The sequence below is a fragment of the Rhizobium sp. J15 genome (assembly GCF_002531825.1).
In the GTDB taxonomy this organism is placed as follows: domain Bacteria; phylum Pseudomonadota; class Alphaproteobacteria; order Rhizobiales; family Rhizobiaceae; genus Rhizobium.
Window position 1 is genome coordinate 105,855 of sequence record NZ_NWSX01000008.1, and the last position, 17,939, is coordinate 123,793.

A 17,939-nucleotide genomic window follows, 5' to 3' on the forward strand; every position below is an offset into this window, starting at 1 on the left:
CGGCATCAGACTGGACGGCAGGCAGACAAGAAGAACATTTCCGGAGGCTGAAGGCTGATGGGCGCCTATGTCATTCGCCGCCTGCTTCTGATGATCCCGACCATCGTCGGCATCATGGCGATTTCCTTCATCGTCATTCAATTTGCGCCAGGTGGCCCCGTCGAGCAGGTGATCGCCCAGTTGACCGGCCAGGCCGATGGCGCCGACCAGCGCCTGTCCGGCGGCGGCGATTTGCTGGGTGACGGCGGCGGCGACGAAGGCTCGAGATATCGCGGCGCCCAGGGGCTCGATCCGGAGCTGATCGCCAAGCTGGAAAAGCAGTTCGGTTTCGACAAGCCGCCGCTGACGCGTTTCGGCGAGATGATGTGGAATTACATCCGCTTCGATTTCGGCGAGAGTTTCTTCCGCAACACCTCCGTGCTCGATCTCATCAAGGAGAAGCTGCCGGTGTCGATCTCGCTCGGCATCTGGATCCTGATCTTCTCCTATGCCATCTCCATCCCGCTCGGCATCCGCAAGGCGGTCAAGGACGGATCGACCTTCGACGTCTGGACTTCGGGCGTCATCATCATCGGTTATGCCGTGCCGAGCTTCCTCTTCGGCATTCTGCTGATCGTGCTTTTCGCCGGCGGCTCCTTTTACGACTGGTTTCCGTTGCGGGGCCTCGTCTCCGATAATTTCGACCAGCTCGCCTGGTGGCAGAAGCCGCTCGACTATTTCTGGCATCTCACCCTGCCGCTGATTTCGCTTTCTCTCGCCGCCTTCGCCACCACGACGCTGCTGACCAAGAATTCCTTCATCGAGGAGATCAAGAAGCAATATGTCGTCACCGCCCGCGCCAAGGGCCTGAACGAGCGGCAGGTGCTCTACGGCCATGTCTTCCGCAATGCCATGCTGATCATCATCGCCGGTTTTCCCGGCGCCTTCATCTCCGCCTTCTTCACCGGCTCGCTGCTCATCGAAAACATCTTCTCGCTGGATGGCCTCGGCCGCCTCGGCTATCTCTCGGTGGTCAACCGGGATTATCCGATCGTCTTCGCGACACTCTACATCTTCTCGCTGCTCGGCCTCTTCGTCAGCCTGGTCTCGGACCTCATCTACACCTGGATCGATCCGCGCATCGATTTCGAGCGGAGGGATGTCTGATGGACGCCGCCGCAAATCCCGCCACCACCACCCCCGTCAAGCCGCCGCGCAAGGGACTGCTCTCGCCGACCAACATCCGCCGCTGGAAGAATTTCCGCGCGAACGGCCGCGGCTACTGGTCGTTGTGGCTGTTCCTGCTGCTGTTCGGGCTCAGCCTGTTTGCCGAATTCCTCGCCAACGACCGGCCGATCATCGCCTCCTACAAGGGCGAGATCCTGTTTCCGGTGCTGGTCGATTATCCCGAGGAGAAGTTCGGCGGCTTCCTGGCGGAAACCGATTACCGCTCCGCGGTGATCGCGGATGAAATCAACGCCAATGGTTGGATGATCTGGCCGCCGATCCGCTATTCCTACCGCTCGGTCAATTCGAACATCCCGCATTCGGCGCCGACCGCCCCCTTCTGGCTGATGACCAAGGAGGAGCGCTGCGCCGGTTATCCCCAAGGCGTGAACGATCCCGCCTGCACCCTCGGCAATCTCAACTGGCTCGGCACCGACGATCAGGCCCGCGACGTGCTGGCGCGCGTCATCTACGGTTTCCGTATCTCGGTGCTCTTCGGTCTGGCGCTCACCATCTGCTCGGCGATCATCGGCGTCACGGCCGGCGCGGTGCAGGGCTATTTCGGCGGCTGGACCGATCTTTTGCTGCAGCGTTTCATCGAAATCTGGTCGTCGATGCCGGTGCTCTACATTCTGCTGATCATCGCCGCCATCCTGCCGCCTGGCTTCTTCGTGCTGCTCGGCATCATGCTGCTCTTTTCCTGGGTCGGCTTCGTCGGCGTCGTGCGCGCCGAATTCCTGCGCGCCCGCAATTTCGAATATGTCCGCGCCGCCCGCGCGCTCGGCGTCAACAACCGCACCATCATGTGGCGCCACCTGCTGCCCAACGCCATGGTGGCGACGCTGACCTTCCTGCCCTTCATTCTCTCCGGCTCGATCACGACGCTGACCTCGCTCGATTTCCTGGGCTTCGGCATGCCGCCGGGTTCTCCCTCGCTCGGCGAGATGATCGCCCAGGGCAAGACCAACCTGCAGGCGCCATGGCTTGGGCTGACGGCTTTCTTCGCCATGTCGATCATGCTGTCGCTGCTGATCTTCATCGGCGAAGCCGTACGCGACGCCTTCGATCCGAGGAAGACGTTTCAATGAGTGATATGACAGAACCGCTGCTTTCCGTCCGCGATCTCTCGGTTGCCTTTCACCAGGGCGGCGAGACCTCGCTCGCCGTCGACTGTATCTCCTTCGACATCGCCAAGGGCGAGGTCGTGGCGCTCGTCGGCGAATCCGGCTCCGGCAAGTCCGTCTCTGCCAATTCGATCCTGCGGCTCCTGCCTTATCCCTCCGCAAGCCATCCCTCCGGCGAAATCCTGTTCAAGGGCAAGGATCTGCTGAAGGCGCCGGAGCGGGTGTTGCGGGAGGTGCGCGGCAACGACATCACCATGATCTTCCAGGAGCCGATGACATCGCTCAATCCGCTTCACACGATCGAGAAGCAGATTGGTGAGATCCTCGCTCTGCATCAGGGTCTCAGCGGCCAGCCGGCGCGTGAGCGCGTGCTGGAACTGTTGAACCAGGTGGGCATCCGCGAGCCGGAGAAGCGGTTGAAGGCCTATCCGCACGAACTGTCCGGCGGCCAGCGCCAGCGCGTCATGATCGCCATGGCGCTCGCCAACCGGCCGGAACTGCTGATCGCCGACGAGCCGACAACGGCGCTCGACGTCACCGTGCAGGCGCAGATCCTCGAATTGCTGCGGCAGTTGAAGACGGCGCACGGCATGTCGCTGCTGTTCATCACCCATGATCTCGGCATCGTGCGCAAATTCGCCGATCGCGTCTGCGTCATGACCAAGGGCAAGATCGTCGAGGCCGGCACGGTGGAGGAGGTCTTCACCAATCCGAGGCACGAATATACCCGCCACCTTCTCGCCGCCGAGCCGCGCGGCGAGCCGCCGCTTGCCGATCCGTCGAAGCCGGTGGTGATGGAAGGCTCCGATATCCGCGTCTGGTTCCCGATCAAGGCAGGGCTGATGCGCCGCGTCGTCGATCATGTGAAGGCGGTCGACGGCATCGATCTTTTGCTGCGCGCCGGGCAGACTCTGGGCGTCGTCGGCGAATCCGGTTCCGGCAAGACCACGCTTGGTCTCGCGCTCACCCGGCTGATCTCCTCGAAAGGGCGGATCGCTTTCGTCGGCAAGGATATAGCCGGCTATTCGTTCAGCGAGATGCGGCCGCTGCGCAATCAGCTGCAGATCGTCTTCCAGGATCCCTACGGCTCGCTCAGCCCCCGCATGTCGGTCGGCGATATCATTGCCGAAGGGCTGAAGGTGCATGAGCGCGCCTTGAGCGCCGAAGAGCGCGACCAGCGCGTCTGCTGGGCGCTGGAGGAGGTGGGGCTCGATCCCCTGACCCGCTGGCGTTATCCGCATGAATTCTCCGGCGGCCAGCGCCAGCGCATCGCCATTGCCCGCGCCATGGTGCTGAAGCCGCGCTTCGTCATGCTCGACGAGCCCACATCCGCCCTCGACATGAGCGTGCAGGCGCAGGTGGTCGATCTCCTGCGCGACCTGCAGAAGAAGCACGATCTCGCCTATCTCTTCATCAGCCACGACCTGAAGGTGGTGAAGGCTCTCGCCAACGACGTCATCGTCATGCGTTTCGGCAAGGTGGTGGAGCAGGGGCCTTCCGCGGAGATCTTCCGCGCGCCGAAGGACGATTACACCAGGGCGCTGATGGCCGCCGCCTTCAACATCGAGGCGGTGCCGACGCCCGCCGTGCAGCAGTAAAGAAGATCATGTCCGCGCGCCCTCCCATTCTCGTCGATATCAAGTTCAATCCCGAAGGCGTCGCCCGCGTCCTGAAGACGGCCTTTGCCGATCGCGGCAGCATCAATCTCGCCGACCCCGCCAATCGCGGGCGAGATCTAAGCGAAGCTGAATACGCCCTTCTCTGGAAGCCGGATGCCGATCTCTTCCAGCGGGCGCCAAACCTCAAGGTGATCTTTTCCGGCGGCGCCGGCGTCGACCATATCATCGGCATGGACGGCCTGCCTGATATTTCGATCGTCCGTTTCGTCGATCGCAGCCTGACGACCCGCATGAGCGAATGGGTGGTCATGCAGTGCCTGATGCATCTGCGTGGCCAATACGCCCATGATATCAGCCAGCGGCAGCGCCAATGGGCCAAGCTGATTGCGCCGGAGGCGGCCGAGGTGACGGTCGGCGTGATGGGCCTTGGCATTCTCGGCCAGGATGCAGTCGCCAAGCTCAAGGTGATGGGTTTCGATGTCATCGGCTGGTCGCGCACCCGCAAGGAGATCGACGGCGTCGAAACCTTCGATGCACGCGCGCTGGATCGCTTCCTCGCAAAGACGGACATTCTTGTCGGCCTTCTGCCGCTGACGCCTGAGACAACAGGATTTTATAATAGCGGGCTCTTTAAAAAGCTCCGCCGCGATGGGGCGCTTGGAAAGCCGGTCTTCATCAATGCCGGCCGCGGCAGGAGCCAGGTCGAGGCCGATATCGTTTCCTCAATAGCTGATGGCACCCTCGGCGGCGCGTCCCTCGATGTCTTCGAAGTCGAGCCGCTTCCGTCAACCAGCCCGCTGTGGGAGCTCGAGAACGTCTTCATCACGCCGCATGATGCGGCCGTCTCGGAAGAAAACGCACTCTTCCGTCATGTCGAGGCGCAGATCGCCCGGTTCGAGCGCGGCGAGACGCTGCAATTCGTCGTCGACCGCGCCGTCGGCTATTGAGGGCCCGGAACCTTCGAGACATCAGACCGTTTTCCTGCAGAGTTCTTTATGGCCGATCGGCCGTCAAGACAGCGGAAGGAGACGATGATGGCGCATCAGACGGAAACACGCTGGGAAAAGTCCGATGGCAAGCTTCACCGGGAAGAACAGATCCCGCCGGTGAAGGCAAGGCAGGGGCGCATGGGTTATCGCATCCTGATGGTGCTGCTCGCCGCCCTGGTGCTTGCTTTCGTGGTCTGGATTCCCGTTGAAATCTGGGGCAATCGCGAGGCGGAGGAAGTGGCGCCGCAACAGCCCGGTCAGCAGCTTCAGTCGCAGCAGCCAGGCGCAGCGCCTGCGCCGACGCTGCAGAATGGTAATGCGATTCCGACCGAAACGCCGAACACCACGCCACCCGCTCCGAATGTCGCGCCTGCACCAGCCCAGCCGGCAGCGCCGGCCCAGTAAAGCTTCGGGAGGTGATCTCTTGCATCCCGCCGCCGTAGCGCGGCGGGATGTTTATTGTTTTGTCTGGACTTTCTCTGCCGATTTTTCGATAAGAAGGCGCACGAGCCGGTTTCGTGCGCCCGGCCGGAGCTTAGCAGCACCTCGGAACTTGGCAGCGCCTGACCGGAGTGGACAGGGGCAGGAATCTCATGGCCAAGACTGATATCGCGAGACGCGTCTACAATCACGCTTGGAAACTCGACCCGATCATCCGCAGCCTGATCGATACCGACTTCTACAAGCTCCTGATGCTGCAGATGATCTGGAAGCTCTATCCCGATGTGAACGCCTCCTTCACGCTGATCAATCGGACCAAGCGCGTGCATCTCGCCGAGGAGATCGACGAGGGCGAATTGCGCGAACAGCTCGACCATGCCCGTACGCTCCGGCTCTCGAAGAAAGAGATGATCTGGCTTGCGGGTAACAGTTTCTATGGCCGCGCCCAGATCTTCGAACCGGAATTCCTCGCCTGGCTTTCCAACTTCCAGCTACCCGAATACGAGCTGTCGAAGAAGGACGGGCAGTATGTCCTGGATTTCCACGGGTCGTGGAAAGAAACCACCATGTGGGAGATCCCGGCACTTGCCATTGTCAACGAGCTGCGTTCGCGCTCGGCGATGAAGGCGCTCGGCCCCTTCACCCTCGATGTGCTCTATGCCCGCGCCAAGGCGAAGATGTGGTCGAAGGTCGAGCGGCTGAAGGAGCTTCCCGGCTTGCGCATCTCGGATTTCGGCACCCGCCGCCGCCACAGCTTCCTCTGGCAGCGCTGGTGCGTCGAGGCGCTGAAGGAGGGCATCGGCCCGGCCTTTACCGGCACCAGCAACGTATTGCTGGCGATGGATTCCGATCTCGAAGCGGTCGGCACCAATGCCCATGAACTGCCGATGGTAGCCGCAGCACTGGCGGAAACCGACGAGCAACTGCGCAACGCGCCCTACAAGATCCTGCGCGACTGGAACAAGCTCTATGGCGGCAACCTTCTGATCGTCCTGCCGGATGCTTTCGGCACCGCGGCCTTCCTGCGCGACGCGCCGGAATGGGTCGCCGACTGGACTGGCTTCCGCCCGGACAGCGCACCGCCGATCGAAGGCGGCGAAAAGATCATCGACTGGTGGAAGAAGATGGGCCGCGATCCGCGCCAGAAGCTCTTGATCTTTTCCGACGGCCTCGATGTCGACGCCATCATCGATACCTACCGGCATTTCGAAGGCCGCGTGCGCATGAGCTTCGGCTGGGGCACCAATCTGACGAATGATTTTGCCGGCTGCGCGCCGACCGAAATATCAGGCCTCAACCCGATCTCCGTCGTCTGCAAGGTCAGCGACGCCAATGGCCGACCGGCGGTAAAACTCTCGGACAATCCGCAGAAGGCAACCGGCGAACCGGCGGAGGTCGAACGCTACCTGAAATTCTTCGGCGCCGAGGATCGGGTCGATCAGACCGTCCTGGTATAGGCGCGCGGCGCGGCGCGGCCGTCCCGGGGCATATCGATATGCCCCGCCATCGCATCCTCGATCGACCAGCCGAAGCGCCAGGCGTCGAACATCGAATACCATTCCTGCAGATCGGTGATCGGCAGCACATCCGGCTTCGACATCGGATTGTCGGCCAAGGTACGGCCAAGTGCACGGTCGCGCACGCCGCGCTCCTGCATCTCAAGCAGATTCTCGAACATCATCACCCCGACCCTCCATTCGATGTGTTTATGCAATCATGCTAATGAAGCATTGTCGAGTCCGGATATCGCCATTCCGGTTTTTCACAGGATTAGCCCCAATTCGCTATTTTGGGCCGATGACGGCCCGATCTGAGGTCGATCTCAGTGTAACGGAGGGAGCGTGACGGGGAGGTCCGGTTTCCTGGCTGGGGTCCGCCACCGAACCTCCCGGCTGTCCGAATCTCTCAAAGCCGGCAGCGTCGACAACTTGCCGCTTTCCGCTCTGCTCGATCCAACTGCGATGAGTGCGAGCATTAACCAAGGGTTAATATCCACCGGCCTCGTCCCAATCCGACCCAATCCCGACGTGGGCTGGCACCCCTTTCCGACCTAGGCAGCCAGTCTGCGAAACCGCGTCCTGATCCTGTCGAGATAATAATTACCGGGAGACGCCGCCGCCGTCATCGCATGGGCTTCCGACGACGGAACGCCCTCGAACAGGCGCTCTTCGCCATTCTTGAAGCAGATCCTGAGCCGCCCATCTTCCTGGTTGAAATAGACGGATTTGATGATCTTCGATTTGACCGAAAGTTCTTCCACCTGTTTTACCTCTGCTTCTTTTAATTGAGAGGAGCATAGCTCCACACGTGCAAAGATGCGGTGAAGCGGCATGGTAAAAAATCCGGAATCTTGCCACAGGTTGTGAGGACGTCAATCGCTTACCGTCGCCACACCTCGACCCCCGATTGATGGCTTCTGCGGGGTTTCGATACACGCATTAGCTGGAGAGAAAGATCGACGTTTGACAACGCCATACTTTATTGGCGATATCTTCCATCCACGGGCGAGGAATGGCAGGGGCATAATGTTAGGTGAAGCGATTTCCTTTGTAAGGCGTAATCTGTCTTTTGTATGTGTTGTTGTTGCAGTTAATTGCGCGCTGGTCGCTTTTGATGATTACAGCGGCGGAAACAAAAGTAGTTCGACGCAATTTTTCGTTGCCTTGTCTTTTGGATTCTTCATTCAGAATGCAATATTAAATGGGGACGGGAAAGTTTCAAACCTAACCAGCGGCATGCGTGGGTTTGGTGGCTACATCTGGAAGAACTTGCTTATCATGCTCGTCGTCATGGGAGTCGGGATTGGTGTCCCTGTCGCATTCGGCGCCGCTTCCCTATCCAGGAATGTATTTCTATTTTCATGTCTTGCGATGATAGCAATCATCTTTCCGCTGCTCCTTGCAGTTGTCGGCACCTGGCCCATTGCCGGAATTGCGGGCTCTAAAAGCGGGCTTTCAGATGCCTTCAACCGCGGGAAACGCGGTTTGCTCCGCACCTTTTTGCGCCTGTTTGGCGGATTTGCTCTTCCCTTCATCAGTGCTTCGATATTGATGGCGGCAGCGACATCGATGTCATACGAAGCCGACAGCATCTTCTCGGCCGGGAAACTGAACCTCATCGCTTTGGCAATACTGGTGATTTGCCAATGCGTGTCGACATTCGGCATATGCTATGTTTCGATCGTTCTGGCTCGCAAATTGCTAAATTCCGAGGCTCCGCGGCATCCTATAGACGGACGTCAAGGAGGTGCGGTCGCAGCGACGAGCGTCTCGGAAATTTTCGAATAGGATCAGAGCAACTCCAGCGCGAAGCGCTTTTGCCGGAAATTGCATCAAAACAAAAGGTTGGAGTGGTTCTGCGCGCCCGTGGACTATTCTGGTCGTGCTTCCACTGACCCAGCGGCAAGTCCAACATCTGCGACTGTCCGGGAGATATAAGCGGGCGCGTTGCGTGCTGCTGCCATAGTCGATGATCACCGCGAAGATTGTCGCGGTGTGCGAAGGAAAAAATAGCGGTTTTAACGGAAAATGGCGGACAGGGAGGGATTCGAACCCTCGGTACGCTTTCACGTACACACGCGTTCCAGGCGTGCGCCTTAAACCACTCGGCCACCTGTCCTTTGGCGTTCGCGCCCGGATAGGAGCAAATCGTCGGAACGGCGCGATATATACCGATGAATTTTTGCCGATCAACCCAAATCTAACAGTTTTTTGACTTCTTCCGATAAAACTCGCCTGCGCCCATCCCATTGTGCTTCACCTCATCGACGACTATGTAATTCTCAAGGTGGAGAATGGCGCGGGTTGGCCGGAATTGTCCGGCATATCGAAGCGTCGGAGGGATTGATGCGTTTCCTGTTGCGTCTGGCGAGTCTTGTCGCGCTTGCGGCAGCCGTTATTGCCGGGACCATCGATTCGATACAGTCGGTTGCGGCCTCGGCCGTGGTGATGACCCCGATCTCCGATGCCTGGCAGGATGTAAGCCCGGCGACCTTGACCTCGCTGCAATCGGCCCTTTCCTACTACGTCCATCCGCGTTTCTATGCTTTCATTTTCCAGTGGCTGATGCTGCAGCCGGCCTTTGCCGTCTTCCTGGTGATCGCGCTGCTTCTCTGGATGGTCGGCTACAAGAAGCCGCAGATTTCCGGTCGCTTCATCGCATAGAAGGAAAGTCTCGCCGGCACGATCCGGTGAGAAATTCGAAGGATTGCCGCCCTTCCTTCCTCTCGACGTCGATGGCCGGATTGGCTAGAAAATCCGCATTCAGGCGAGCGGGGACGTCCAAAAATCGGTCTCCAAGAACTGATTTTCAGCAATCGCCGCAAATCTTTACCAACCGAAAAATTTCTGGTGAATTTTTCCGTGAGCCATGCAAGGATGCGCGCAGCCTGGCCTCCGGGGGGAGGTCGGTGGTTCCGCAGACATGTCCTGAAAGGACTTGCGGGAGGACCCCTAACAAATAGCAACAACAGGGCTGCAACTCATGAAAAAATCCCTTCTCACCCTCCTTGCCATGGCTGCCATGTCGACGACGGCGCTGGCCGCCGATGTCAAGCCGGCGCTGGTTTACGGCACTGGCGGGAAGTTCGATAAGTCTTTCAACGAAGCGGCCTATAACGGCGCAGAGAAATTCAAGGCCGAGACCGGCATTGCCTATCGCGATTTCGAGCCGACGGGCGACACCCAGGGCGAACAGGCCATCCGCAACTTCGCAAGCCGCGGCTTCAATCCGGTGGTCGCCGTTTCCTTCGCCTGGACTTCGGCCATCGAGAAGGTCGCAGCCGAATTCCCCGATACCAAGTTCATCATCGTAGATTCCGTCGTCGACAAGCCGAACGTCCGTTCGGTCGTCTACAAGGAAGAAGAGGGCTCCTATCTGGTCGGCATTCTCGCCGGCATGGCCTCCAAGACCGGCAAGGTCGGTTTCGTCGGCGGCATGGACATTCCGCTGATCCGCAAATTCGAATGTGGCTATGAGCAGGGCGCCCGCGCCGCAAAGGCCGATATCGAAGTATTCCAGAACATGACCGGCACCACCGGTGCGGCCTGGAACGACCCGGTTCGCGGCGGTGAGCTCACCAAGAATCAGATCGACCAGGGTGCCGACGTCATTTACGCGGCAGCCGGCGCCACCGGCCTCGGCGTTCTGCAGACCGCCGCCGACAACAAGAAGCTGTCGATCGGCGTCGACTCCAACCAGAACCATCTGCATCCGGGCTCGGTGCTGACCTCGATGGTCAAGCGCGTCGACCTCGCCGTCTACAACGCCTATACCGACACCAAGAACGACAAGTTCACCGGCGGCGTCCAGGCGCTCGGCGTCAAGGAAGACGGTGTCGGCGCTGCGATCGACGACAACAACAAGTCGCTGATCACGCCGGAAATGCAGGCCGCCGTCGACAAGGCGAAGGCCGACATCATTGCCGGAACCGTCAAGGTTCACGATTATACCTCGGACAACGCTTGCCCGAAGTGATCCGCGCCCTGATGTAATCGACGATTGAGATCGGGCGTATGGCGGAGGGGATTTTCGCCATACGCCCTTTTCTTATTTGGAGCCTGCAGTGACAGATAAGCCCGCTATCGAGCTTGTCGGCATCGATAAGAAATTCGGTGCCGTCCACGCCAACAAGGATATCAACCTCACCGTTGCCAAGGGGACGATCCACGGCATCATCGGTGAAAACGGCGCCGGCAAATCGACGCTGATGTCGATCATCTACGGTTTTTACCATGCCGATAGCGGCGAGATCCGCGTCAACGGCAATCCGGTCACCATCCGCGACAGCCAGGCGGCGATCGCAGCCGGCATCGGCATGGTGCACCAGCATTTCATGCTGGTCGATAATTTCACGGTGCTCGAGAATATCATGCTTGGCGCCGAAGGCGGCTCACTGCTGGCGAGAGGCGTCGCTTCGGCCCGCGCCGAGCTGAAGCGGCTGGAAACGGAATACGGCCTGGAAGTCGATCCCGATGCGCTCATCGAAGAGCTTCCGGTCGGCCTGCAGCAGCGCGTCGAAATCCTGAAAGCCATGTATCGCGGCGCCGAGATCCTGATCCTCGACGAGCCCACAGGCGTGCTGACGCCGGCGGAGGCCGATCACCTTTTCCGCATCCTCAAGGTGCTGCGCGACCAGGGCAAGACGATCATCCTCATCACCCACAAGCTGCGCGAGATCATGGCGATCACCGATACGGTGTCGGTCATGCGCCGCGGCGAGATGGTCGCGACCCGCAAGACGGCGGAAACGACGGTGGAAGAGCTTGCCGAGCTGATGGTCGGCCGCCGCGTGCTGCTGCGCGTTCAGAAGGGTGAGGCGAACCCGGGGGCTGCCGTGCTCACCGTCCGCAACCTCACGGTCAAGGACAATCGCGGCGTTACCATGGTCGATAACGTCTCCTTCGACGTGCGCGCCGGCGAGATCGTCGGCATCGCCGGTGTCGCCGGCAACGGCCAGTCCGAATTGCTGGAAGCGATCGCCGGCATCCGCAAGCCCACTTCCGGCGAGATCCTTCTCGACGGCCAGACGATCGACAAGGCCGATCCCGCCCGCCTGCGCGAACTCGGCCTTGCTCATATCCCCGAGGACCGCCACCACATGGGACTGGTGCTGAAGTTCGAGGAATACGAAAATTCCGTCCTCGGCTATCACCGCCGCCCGGGCTACAGCAAAGGGCCGCTGCTCGATCTCGAAGCCATCCGCAGGGATGCGATGGAGAAGATCGAGAAATACGACATCCGCCCGCCGAATCCACGGCTGAAGACGGCGAATTTCTCCGGCGGCAACCAGCAGAAGATCGTCGTCGCCCGTGAGATCGAGCGCGACCCGAAGATGCTGATCATCGGCCAGCCGACCCGCGGTGTCGATATCGGCGCCATCGAATTTATTCACCGCCGGATCATCGAGATGCGCGATGCGGGCAAGGCGATCCTGCTCGTCTCCGTCGAACTCGATGAAATCCGCGCCCTTTCAGACCGTATCCTTGTCATGTTCGCCGGCCATGTCGTCGGCGAGAAGACGCCCGATGCCGGTGAACAGACCCTCGGCCTGATGATGGCCGGCATTGCCGCGTGAGGACTTTATGAGCACTGCTTCCGTTCCATTGCCCAACTGGATCAGTTACGGCCTGATCCCGCTTTTGAACCTCATTGTCGCCTTCCTGATCTCCGGCTTCGTCGTCTGGCTGATCGGCGAGAGCCCGCTCGGTGCACTGTCGCTGCTGATCGAAGGCTCGCTCGGCAGTGGCGAATTCATCGGCTTGACGCTGTTCTATGCGACGAGTTTCATCTTCACCGGACTTTCGGTCGCGGTCGCGATCCATGCCGGTCTTTTCAATATCGGCTCGGAAGGCCAGGCCTATGTCGGCGGCCTCGGCTGTGCCTTGGTGGCGCTTTCGCTCGACAATTACGTGCCATGGTATGTGACGATGCCGGTTGCGGTTGTTGGCGCCGCGCTCTTCGGCGCGATTGCCGCCTTCATTCCAGCATGGCTTCAGGCGAAGCGGGGCAGCCATATCGTCATCACGACGATCATGTTCAACTACATCATCGCCTCGCTGATGAACTACCTGCTTGTGCACGTATTGATCGTGCCCGGAAAAATGGCGCCGGAAACCCGGACTTTCCTTGAGGGTGGGCAGTTGCCGAAGCTGACGTGGTTGATGGAGATGTTCGGGACAAAGCTCGGCGCTGCCCCGTTAAACGTCTCTTTCATTATCGCGCTGGTTATGTGCTATGTCGTCTGGCTTCTTATCTGGCGCACGAAGCTCGGCTTCGAGATGCGCACGCTTGGCGTCAGCCCCACCGCCGCTTCCTACGCCGGTATTCCCTACGTAAGGATCGTGATGATCGCGATGATGCTTTCCGGTGCGCTGGCTGGCATGATGGCGCTCAATCCTGTTATGGGCGCGTCTGCACGCCTGCAGGTGGGGTTCGTCAGCGGCGCCGGTTTTGTCGGTATCGCCGTCTCGCTGATGGGCCGCAATCATCCCCTCGGCATCATCTTCGCGGCGATCCTCTTCGGTATCCTTTATCAGGGCGGCGACTGGATCTCCTTCGAAATGCCGAACATCACCCGTGAAATGATCCTCGTCATCCAGGGTCTGGTGATCCTGTTCGCCGGCGCACTGGAATACATGTTCCGGCCGGCGATAGTGCGTCTCTATCAACAGTTCAGGCGCGGCTAAGGAGCAGGACGATGGATTATTATGAAATTTTCGTCAGTGTTCTCGCCTCCACGATCCGTCTGTCGATCCCGCTGATCTTTACAGCGCTCGCAGGCCTGTTTTCCGAGCGCGCGGGCATCTTCGATATCGGGCTCGAGGGCAAGATGCTGGGCTCGGCCTTCGCCGCCGCCTGCGTGGCCTATCTCACCGGCTCGGCCTGGCTCGGTCTCGGCGCCGGCATCGTCTGCTCGGTGGCGCTCAGCCTGGTGCATGGCTTTGCCTCGATCACCAACCGCGGCAACCAGATCGTGTCGGGTGTTGCCATCAACTTCTTCATCGCCGGTATCACCATCGTCCTCGGCCAGGCCTGGTTCGGCCAGGGCGGGCGCACGCCGCAGCTGCCGCCGGATGCGCGCTTCGCGCCGATCATCCTGCCCGGCGCCGATGCCCTGCGTGGCATCCCGCTCGTCGGCCCGCTCTACGCCAACGTCATATCGGGCAACAATATCCTCACCTATCTCGCCTTCCTCGCCGTGCCCTTCTCCTGGTGGGTGCTTTACCGCACGCGCTTCGGCCTCAGAATGCGCGCCGTCGGCGAAAATCCGGGCGCGGTCGATACAGCAGGCATCTCGGTCGCCTGGCTGCGCTACCGCGCCGTCATGTGCGCCGGTATCCTCTGCGGCTTTGCCGGCACCTATCTCGCGATCGCCCAGTCCGCCGCCTTCATCAAGGACATGTCGGCCGGCAAGGGCTATATCGCGCTCGCCGCTCTGGTCTTCGCCAAGTGGAAACCGGTGCCGGTCATGTTCGCCTGCCTGCTCTTCGGTTTCCTCGATGCGCTGGCGAACTTCATGCAGGGCAAGCAGGTGCCGCTGATCGGCGAAGTGCCGGTCCAGGTCTTCCAGGCGCTGCCCTATATCCTGACCTGCGTCCTGCTTGCCGGCTTCATCGGCGTTGCAATCCCGCCGAAGGCCGGCGGCGTGCCTTATACGAAGGAGCGTTGATCATGTCCCACGACCTGTTCGAAGCCGCCCGCGGCGCCATGGCCTTTGCCCATGCGCCCTATTCGAAGTTTCCCGTCGGCGCGGCGATCCGCGCCGAGGACGGCAAGGTCTATGCCGGCGCCAACATCGAGAACCTCTCCTTTCCACAAGGGTGGTGCGCCGAACCGACGGCCATCGGCGCCATGATCATGGGCGGAGCCAGGAAGATCGTCGAAATGGCGGTCATCGCTGAAAAACTGCCGCTCTGCCCGCCTTGCGGCGGCTGCCGCCAGAAGATCTCCGAATTCGCCTCCAAGGATACCAGGATCTATCTCTGCGACGAGGCCGGCGTGAAGAAGACCATGACGATGGAAGAGCTTCTTCCGTTCAGCTTCGAGACTGAACTCGGATGAAGGCGACGGTCAGCCTGCTTGCCGCATTGCTCGGCGGCATCAAGCCGCGCCACGGCGTCGTGCTCGGCTCCGGCCTCGGCTCCCTTGTCGGCCAATTGGAGGGCGCTGTCCGCGTTCCCTACAAGGACCTGCCGGGTTTTCCCGTCAGTGCCGTCTCCGGTCACGCCGGCGAAGTCGTCGCCGGCCGTCTTGGCGGCGTGCCTGTGGTCATGCTCTCCGGCCGCGTCCACTATTATGAGAAGGGCGATGCCAATGCCATGCGCCTGCCGATCGAGGTCCTGAAGGCGCTCGGCGTCGAGGCGCTGATCCTGACCAATTCGGCGGGATCGCTCCGCGACGACATGCCGCCCGGTTCGGTGATGCAGATCACCGATCATATCAACTATTCCGGCATGAACCCGCTGATCGGCGAGGAAAGCGATCATCGCTTCGTCGGCATGACCAATGCCTATGATGCCGGTCTGGCCGCGGCGATGCAGAAGGCTGCGGCAAAGCTCAAGATCGAGCTGGCCCAGGGTGTCTACATGTGGTTCTCCGGCCCGAGCTTCGAAACGCCGGCCGAAATCCGCATGGCGCGCATCCTTGGCGCCGATGCCGTCGGCATGTCGACGGTGCCCGAGGTCATCATCGCAAGAATGCTGGGCCTGAGGGTTGCCGCCGCCTCCGTTATCACCAACTATGGGGCAGGCATGACCGGTAATGAGCTCAGCCACGAAGAAACCAAAGACATGGCGCCCATCGGCGGCGCCCGTCTTGCCGCCATACTGAAAGACATGCTTGCGGCCAGTACAGGATGATTTTAGGCCGGGTCGGCCTAAAATCTGAATCCTGTTCTACATTAAATAGTGAGAGCATGATGTCGTCCGAAAACCGCTCACACTTTCGGCCTCGTGCTCTAGAGGAAGCGAAAATGAACAGCCATTCCATCCGGGAGACGGCAGCCGTCGCCCTTTCCCTTCTCGATCTTACCAATCTGAAGGACGATTGCACCGAAGCCCAGATCGACGCGCTCTGCGCCCGCGCGCAGACGCCCTATGGCAACAGCGCCGCGATCTGCATCTGGCCGCGTTTCGTCGCCCATGCCCGCAATATTCTCGGCACGGGCCATGCGGTGCGGATCGCGACGGTCGTCAACTTCCCTTCCGGCGAGATGGAAGTGGCCGACGTCGCCGCCGAAACACGCGAAGCGATCGCCGATGGCGCCGACGAGATCGATCTGGTCATTCCCTACCGCAAGTTCATATCAGGCAATGAGAAGGCGGTGACCGACATGGTCAGGGCCGTTCGTGCCGAATGCGCCGGTCCGGTTCTCCTCAAGGTCATCATCGAGACCGGCGAGCTGAAGGATGCGGCATTGATCCGCCGCGCCTCCGAACTCGCCATCGAAGCCGGCGCCGATTTCATCAAGACTTCGACAGGCAAGGTCGCCGTCAACGCGACGCTCGAAGCCGCCGACATAATGATCCGCGCCATTCGCGAGAGCGGCCGCAAGGTCGGCTTCAAGCCGGCCGGCGGCATCGGCTCGGTCGCCGATGCGGCGCTCTATCTGAGCCTTGCCGGGACCATCATGACGCCGGACTGGGCGATGCCGTCGACCTTCCGTTTCGGCGCCTCCGGCCTGCTCGACGATATCCTGGCGGTTCTCGGTGGAGCGCAGTCGGTATCCGCCGCGGCGTCGAGCTATTGAAATGATCCCGCAGGAGATCATCCGGCGCAAGCGCAACGGCGAGGAGCTCGCGTCCAACGATATCAGCTCCTTCATCGGCGCGCTTGCCGCCGGGCAACTATCGGAAGGCCAGATCGGCGCCTTTGCCATGGCTGTCTGGTTCAAGGGCATGTCGCGGGCCGAAACGGTGGCCCTGACGCTGGCCATGGCCAACTCCGGCGACAGGCTGGAATGGGCCGACATCGATCGCCCGGTCGCCGACAAACATTCGACCGGAGGCGTCGGCGACAATGTTTCGCTGATGCTGGCACCGATCGCCGCCGCCTGCGGCCTCGCCGTTCCGATGATATCGGGACGCGGCCTCGGCCATACCGGCGGCACGCTGGATAAGCTCGAATCCATTCCAGGCTATACGATTACCCCGGATGCGGATCTGTTCCGCAGAGTGGTGAAAGAGGCGGGATGCGCCATCATCGGCCAGACCGGCGCCTTGGCGCCTGCCGACGGCAGGCTCTATGCCGTGCGCGATGTGACCGCCACCGTCGATTCCATTCCCTTGATCACTGCCTCCATCCTCTCCAAGAAACTTGCCGCGGGCCTTCAGACGCTGGTGCTTGACGTCAAGGCCGGCAACGGCGCCTTCATGGCCGACCGCGATCAGGCGGAGAACCTGGCGCGTTCGCTGGTCGACGTGGCGAATGGCGCGGGCGTGAAGACATCGGCGCTAATCACCGACATGAACGAGCCGCTCGCCGACAGCGCCGGCAACGCCGTCGAGCTGCGCAACTGTCTGGATTTCCTGGCGGGCAGGAAAGGGAATACGCGGCTCGAAGCCGTTGTTCTTGCCTTCGCCGCCGAGATGCTGCTGAAATCGGGCATTGCCGCTTCGCCGGATGAGGGCGAGGCGATGGCGCGCCAGGCCCTGTCGTCGGGAAAGGCGGCGGAGGTTTTTGCACGCATGGTATCCATGCTCGGCGGCCCGGCCGATCTTGTCGAGAACCGCGACAAATACCTGGCCCGGGCGCCGGTGGAAAAGCCTGTCATGGCCGCTCGGTCCGGCTGGCTCGCCGCCTGCGACGCCCGCGGCATTGGCGTCAGCGTCATCGATCTCGGCGGCGGAAGGCGCCATCCCGCAGACCGGATCGATCACCGCGTCGGCTTCTCCGAACTTCTGCCGCTCGGCACCCGCGTGACTGCCGGCGAGCCGATCGCTCTCGTTCACGCCGCCGACGAAGCTGCGGCGGAGAGGGCAGCCGCTGCACTTGCCGCGCACTACAGCATTGCCGAGGACGAGCCGGCGCTGAGCCCGGTCATTGCGGGTCTTGTCTGACGC

The 17,939-nt window shown here is 61.0% G+C and carries 18 protein-coding genes and 1 tRNA gene; 16 read left to right on the forward strand and 3 right to left on the reverse strand.

What is annotated here, in order from left to right; translation table 11 throughout:
• Nucleotides 1-57 precede the first annotated feature (57 nt).
• The 6 genes from CO670_RS09600 (at nucleotide 58) to pncB (ending at nucleotide 6,836) form a co-directional block, all read left to right on the forward strand.
• Nucleotides 58-1,146 (forward strand): microcin C ABC transporter permease YejB, encoded by a 1,089-nt coding sequence (locus CO670_RS09600; RefSeq protein WP_097590027.1) that lies wholly within the window; start codon nucleotides 58-60, stop codon nucleotides 1,144-1,146.
• Complete coding sequence (locus CO670_RS09605) at nucleotides 1,146-2,294, forward strand: ABC transporter permease (RefSeq protein WP_097590028.1); 1,149 nt, start codon at nucleotides 1,146-1,148, stop codon at nucleotides 2,292-2,294. The genes CO670_RS09600 and CO670_RS09605 overlap by 1 nt, the downstream gene beginning before the upstream one ends.
• Nucleotides 2,291-3,928, forward strand: a complete 1,638-nt coding sequence (locus tag CO670_RS09610; protein WP_097590029.1) for an ABC transporter ATP-binding protein — start codon at nucleotides 2,291-2,293, stop codon at nucleotides 3,926-3,928. The genes CO670_RS09605 and CO670_RS09610 overlap by 4 nt, the downstream gene beginning before the upstream one ends.
• 8 nt (nucleotides 3,929-3,936) lie before the next feature.
• Nucleotides 3,937-4,896: a glyoxylate/hydroxypyruvate reductase A gene (locus tag CO670_RS09615; protein WP_097590030.1), complete on the forward strand. Its 960-nt coding sequence runs from the start codon at nucleotides 3,937-3,939 to the stop codon at nucleotides 4,894-4,896.
• Nucleotides 4,897-4,980: 84 nt separating this feature from the next.
• Nucleotides 4,981-5,343, forward strand: coding sequence for a hypothetical protein (locus CO670_RS09620; RefSeq protein ID WP_176538906.1), 363 nt, complete (start codon nucleotides 4,981-4,983; stop codon nucleotides 5,341-5,343).
• A gap of 188 nt (nucleotides 5,344-5,531) precedes the next feature.
• Nucleotides 5,532-6,836: a nicotinate phosphoribosyltransferase gene (gene pncB, locus CO670_RS09625; protein WP_088676459.1), complete on the forward strand. Its 1,305-nt coding sequence runs from the start codon at nucleotides 5,532-5,534 to the stop codon at nucleotides 6,834-6,836.
• On the opposite strand, the gene CO670_RS09630 is transcribed toward pncB, so the two are convergent.
• Together CO670_RS09630 and CO670_RS09635 are read right to left on the reverse strand one after the other, a co-directional pair.
• On the reverse strand, nucleotides 6,818-7,057 hold the full coding sequence (locus CO670_RS09630) for a CrpP-related protein (RefSeq protein WP_088686693.1): 240 nt from the start codon (nucleotides 7,055-7,057) through the stop codon (nucleotides 6,818-6,820). The two genes, pncB and CO670_RS09630, sit on opposite strands and share 19 nt — an antisense overlap.
• 372 nt (nucleotides 7,058-7,429) lie before the next feature.
• Nucleotides 7,430-7,639, reverse strand: coding sequence for a KTSC domain-containing protein (locus tag CO670_RS09635; protein ID WP_097590031.1), 210 nt, complete (start codon nucleotides 7,637-7,639; stop codon nucleotides 7,430-7,432).
• Between the two features lie 265 nt (nucleotides 7,640-7,904).
• Here CO670_RS09635 and CO670_RS09640 point away from each other — a divergent pair, with 265 nt between their 5' ends.
• A complete protein-coding gene (locus CO670_RS09640) occupies nucleotides 7,905-8,666 on the forward strand; it encodes a hypothetical protein (RefSeq protein ID WP_097590032.1) in 762 nt (253 codons plus the stop codon).
• Between the two features lie 241 nt (nucleotides 8,667-8,907).
• Here the strand turns inward: CO670_RS09640 and CO670_RS09645 are convergent.
• Nucleotides 8,908-8,997, reverse strand: a tRNA-Ser gene (locus tag CO670_RS09645).
• Between the two features lie 227 nt (nucleotides 8,998-9,224).
• On the opposite strand from CO670_RS09645, the gene CO670_RS09650 reads away from it, so the two are divergent.
• The 9 genes from CO670_RS09650 (at nucleotide 9,225) to deoA (ending at nucleotide 17,936) form a co-directional block, all read left to right on the forward strand.
• The gene (locus CO670_RS09650) at nucleotides 9,225-9,542 is read left to right on the forward strand and encodes a hypothetical protein (protein WP_097590153.1); all 318 of its coding nucleotides are present in this window, start codon (nucleotides 9,225-9,227) and stop codon (nucleotides 9,540-9,542) included.
• Nucleotides 9,543-9,861: 319 nt separating this feature from the next.
• Nucleotides 9,862-10,854: a BMP family ABC transporter substrate-binding protein gene (locus CO670_RS09655; RefSeq protein WP_088686585.1), complete on the forward strand. Its 993-nt coding sequence runs from the start codon at nucleotides 9,862-9,864 to the stop codon at nucleotides 10,852-10,854.
• Between the two features lie 88 nt (nucleotides 10,855-10,942).
• A complete protein-coding gene (locus CO670_RS09660; RefSeq protein ID WP_097590033.1) occupies nucleotides 10,943-12,454 on the forward strand; it encodes an ABC transporter ATP-binding protein in 1,512 nt (503 codons plus the stop codon).
• A 7-nt stretch (nucleotides 12,455-12,461) separates the two neighbouring features.
• Nucleotides 12,462-13,565 (forward strand): ABC transporter permease, encoded by a 1,104-nt coding sequence (locus CO670_RS09665; RefSeq protein WP_097590034.1) that lies wholly within the window; start codon nucleotides 12,462-12,464, stop codon nucleotides 13,563-13,565.
• A gap of 11 nt (nucleotides 13,566-13,576) precedes the next feature.
• Nucleotides 13,577-14,548: an ABC transporter permease gene (locus CO670_RS09670; RefSeq protein WP_097590035.1), complete on the forward strand. Its 972-nt coding sequence runs from the start codon at nucleotides 13,577-13,579 to the stop codon at nucleotides 14,546-14,548.
• 2 nt (nucleotides 14,549-14,550) lie between these two features.
• Nucleotides 14,551-14,940 carry a cytidine deaminase gene (locus CO670_RS09675; protein ID WP_097590036.1) on the forward strand — a complete coding sequence of 130 codons (390 nt, stop codon included), beginning with the start codon at nucleotides 14,551-14,553 and terminating at the stop codon, nucleotides 14,938-14,940.
• Nucleotides 14,937-15,737 (forward strand): purine-nucleoside phosphorylase, encoded by an 801-nt coding sequence (locus CO670_RS09680; RefSeq protein ID WP_097590037.1) that lies wholly within the window; start codon nucleotides 14,937-14,939, stop codon nucleotides 15,735-15,737. The genes CO670_RS09675 and CO670_RS09680 overlap by 4 nt, the downstream gene beginning before the upstream one ends.
• A gap of 113 nt (nucleotides 15,738-15,850) precedes the next feature.
• Entirely contained in the window at nucleotides 15,851-16,627 is a 777-nt protein-coding gene (gene deoC / locus CO670_RS09690; protein WP_097590039.1) for a deoxyribose-phosphate aldolase, read from the forward strand.
• A 1-nt stretch (nucleotide 16,628) separates the two neighbouring features.
• A complete protein-coding gene (deoA, locus tag CO670_RS09695) occupies nucleotides 16,629-17,936 on the forward strand; it encodes a thymidine phosphorylase (RefSeq protein ID WP_097590040.1) in 1,308 nt (435 codons plus the stop codon).
• Nucleotides 17,937-17,939 lie beyond the last annotated feature (3 nt).

Bases quoted from the DNA above. Each gene is read 5' to 3' on its own strand.
- CO670_RS09680 (WP_097590037.1), top strand. From the start codon at position 14,937: ATGAAGGCGACGGTCAGCCTGCTTGCCGCATTGCTCGGCGGCATCAAG.
- CO670_RS09615 (WP_097590030.1), top strand. From the start codon at position 3,937: ATGTCCGCGCGCCCTCCCATTCTCGTCGATATCAAGTTCAATCCCGAA.
- CO670_RS09620 (WP_176538906.1), top strand. From the start codon at position 4,981: ATGATGGCGCATCAGACGGAAACACGCTGGGAAAAGTCCGATGGCAAG.
- CO670_RS09675 (WP_097590036.1), top strand. From the start codon at position 14,551: ATGTCCCACGACCTGTTCGAAGCCGCCCGCGGCGCCATGGCCTTTGCC.
- pncB (WP_088676459.1), top strand. From the start codon at position 5,532: ATGGCCAAGACTGATATCGCGAGACGCGTCTACAATCACGCTTGGAAA.
- deoC (WP_097590039.1), top strand. From the start codon at position 15,851: ATGAACAGCCATTCCATCCGGGAGACGGCAGCCGTCGCCCTTTCCCTT.
- CO670_RS09610 (WP_097590029.1), top strand. From the start codon at position 2,291: ATGAGTGATATGACAGAACCGCTGCTTTCCGTCCGCGATCTCTCGGTT.
- CO670_RS09665 (WP_097590034.1), top strand. From the start codon at position 12,462: ATGAGCACTGCTTCCGTTCCATTGCCCAACTGGATCAGTTACGGCCTG.
- CO670_RS09600 (WP_097590027.1), top strand. From the start codon at position 58: ATGGGCGCCTATGTCATTCGCCGCCTGCTTCTGATGATCCCGACCATC.
- CO670_RS09670 (WP_097590035.1), top strand. From the start codon at position 13,577: ATGGATTATTATGAAATTTTCGTCAGTGTTCTCGCCTCCACGATCCGT.
- CO670_RS09605 (WP_097590028.1), top strand. From the start codon at position 1,146: ATGGACGCCGCCGCAAATCCCGCCACCACCACCCCCGTCAAGCCGCCG.
- CO670_RS09630 (WP_088686693.1), bottom strand. From the start codon at position 7,057: ATGTTCGAGAATCTGCTTGAGATGCAGGAGCGCGGCGTGCGCGACCGT.
- deoA (WP_097590040.1), top strand. From the start codon at position 16,629: ATGATCCCGCAGGAGATCATCCGGCGCAAGCGCAACGGCGAGGAGCTC.
- CO670_RS09655 (WP_088686585.1), top strand. From the start codon at position 9,862: ATGAAAAAATCCCTTCTCACCCTCCTTGCCATGGCTGCCATGTCGACG.
- CO670_RS09650 (WP_097590153.1), top strand. From the start codon at position 9,225: ATGCGTTTCCTGTTGCGTCTGGCGAGTCTTGTCGCGCTTGCGGCAGCC.
- CO670_RS09640 (WP_097590032.1), top strand. From the start codon at position 7,905: ATGTTAGGTGAAGCGATTTCCTTTGTAAGGCGTAATCTGTCTTTTGTA.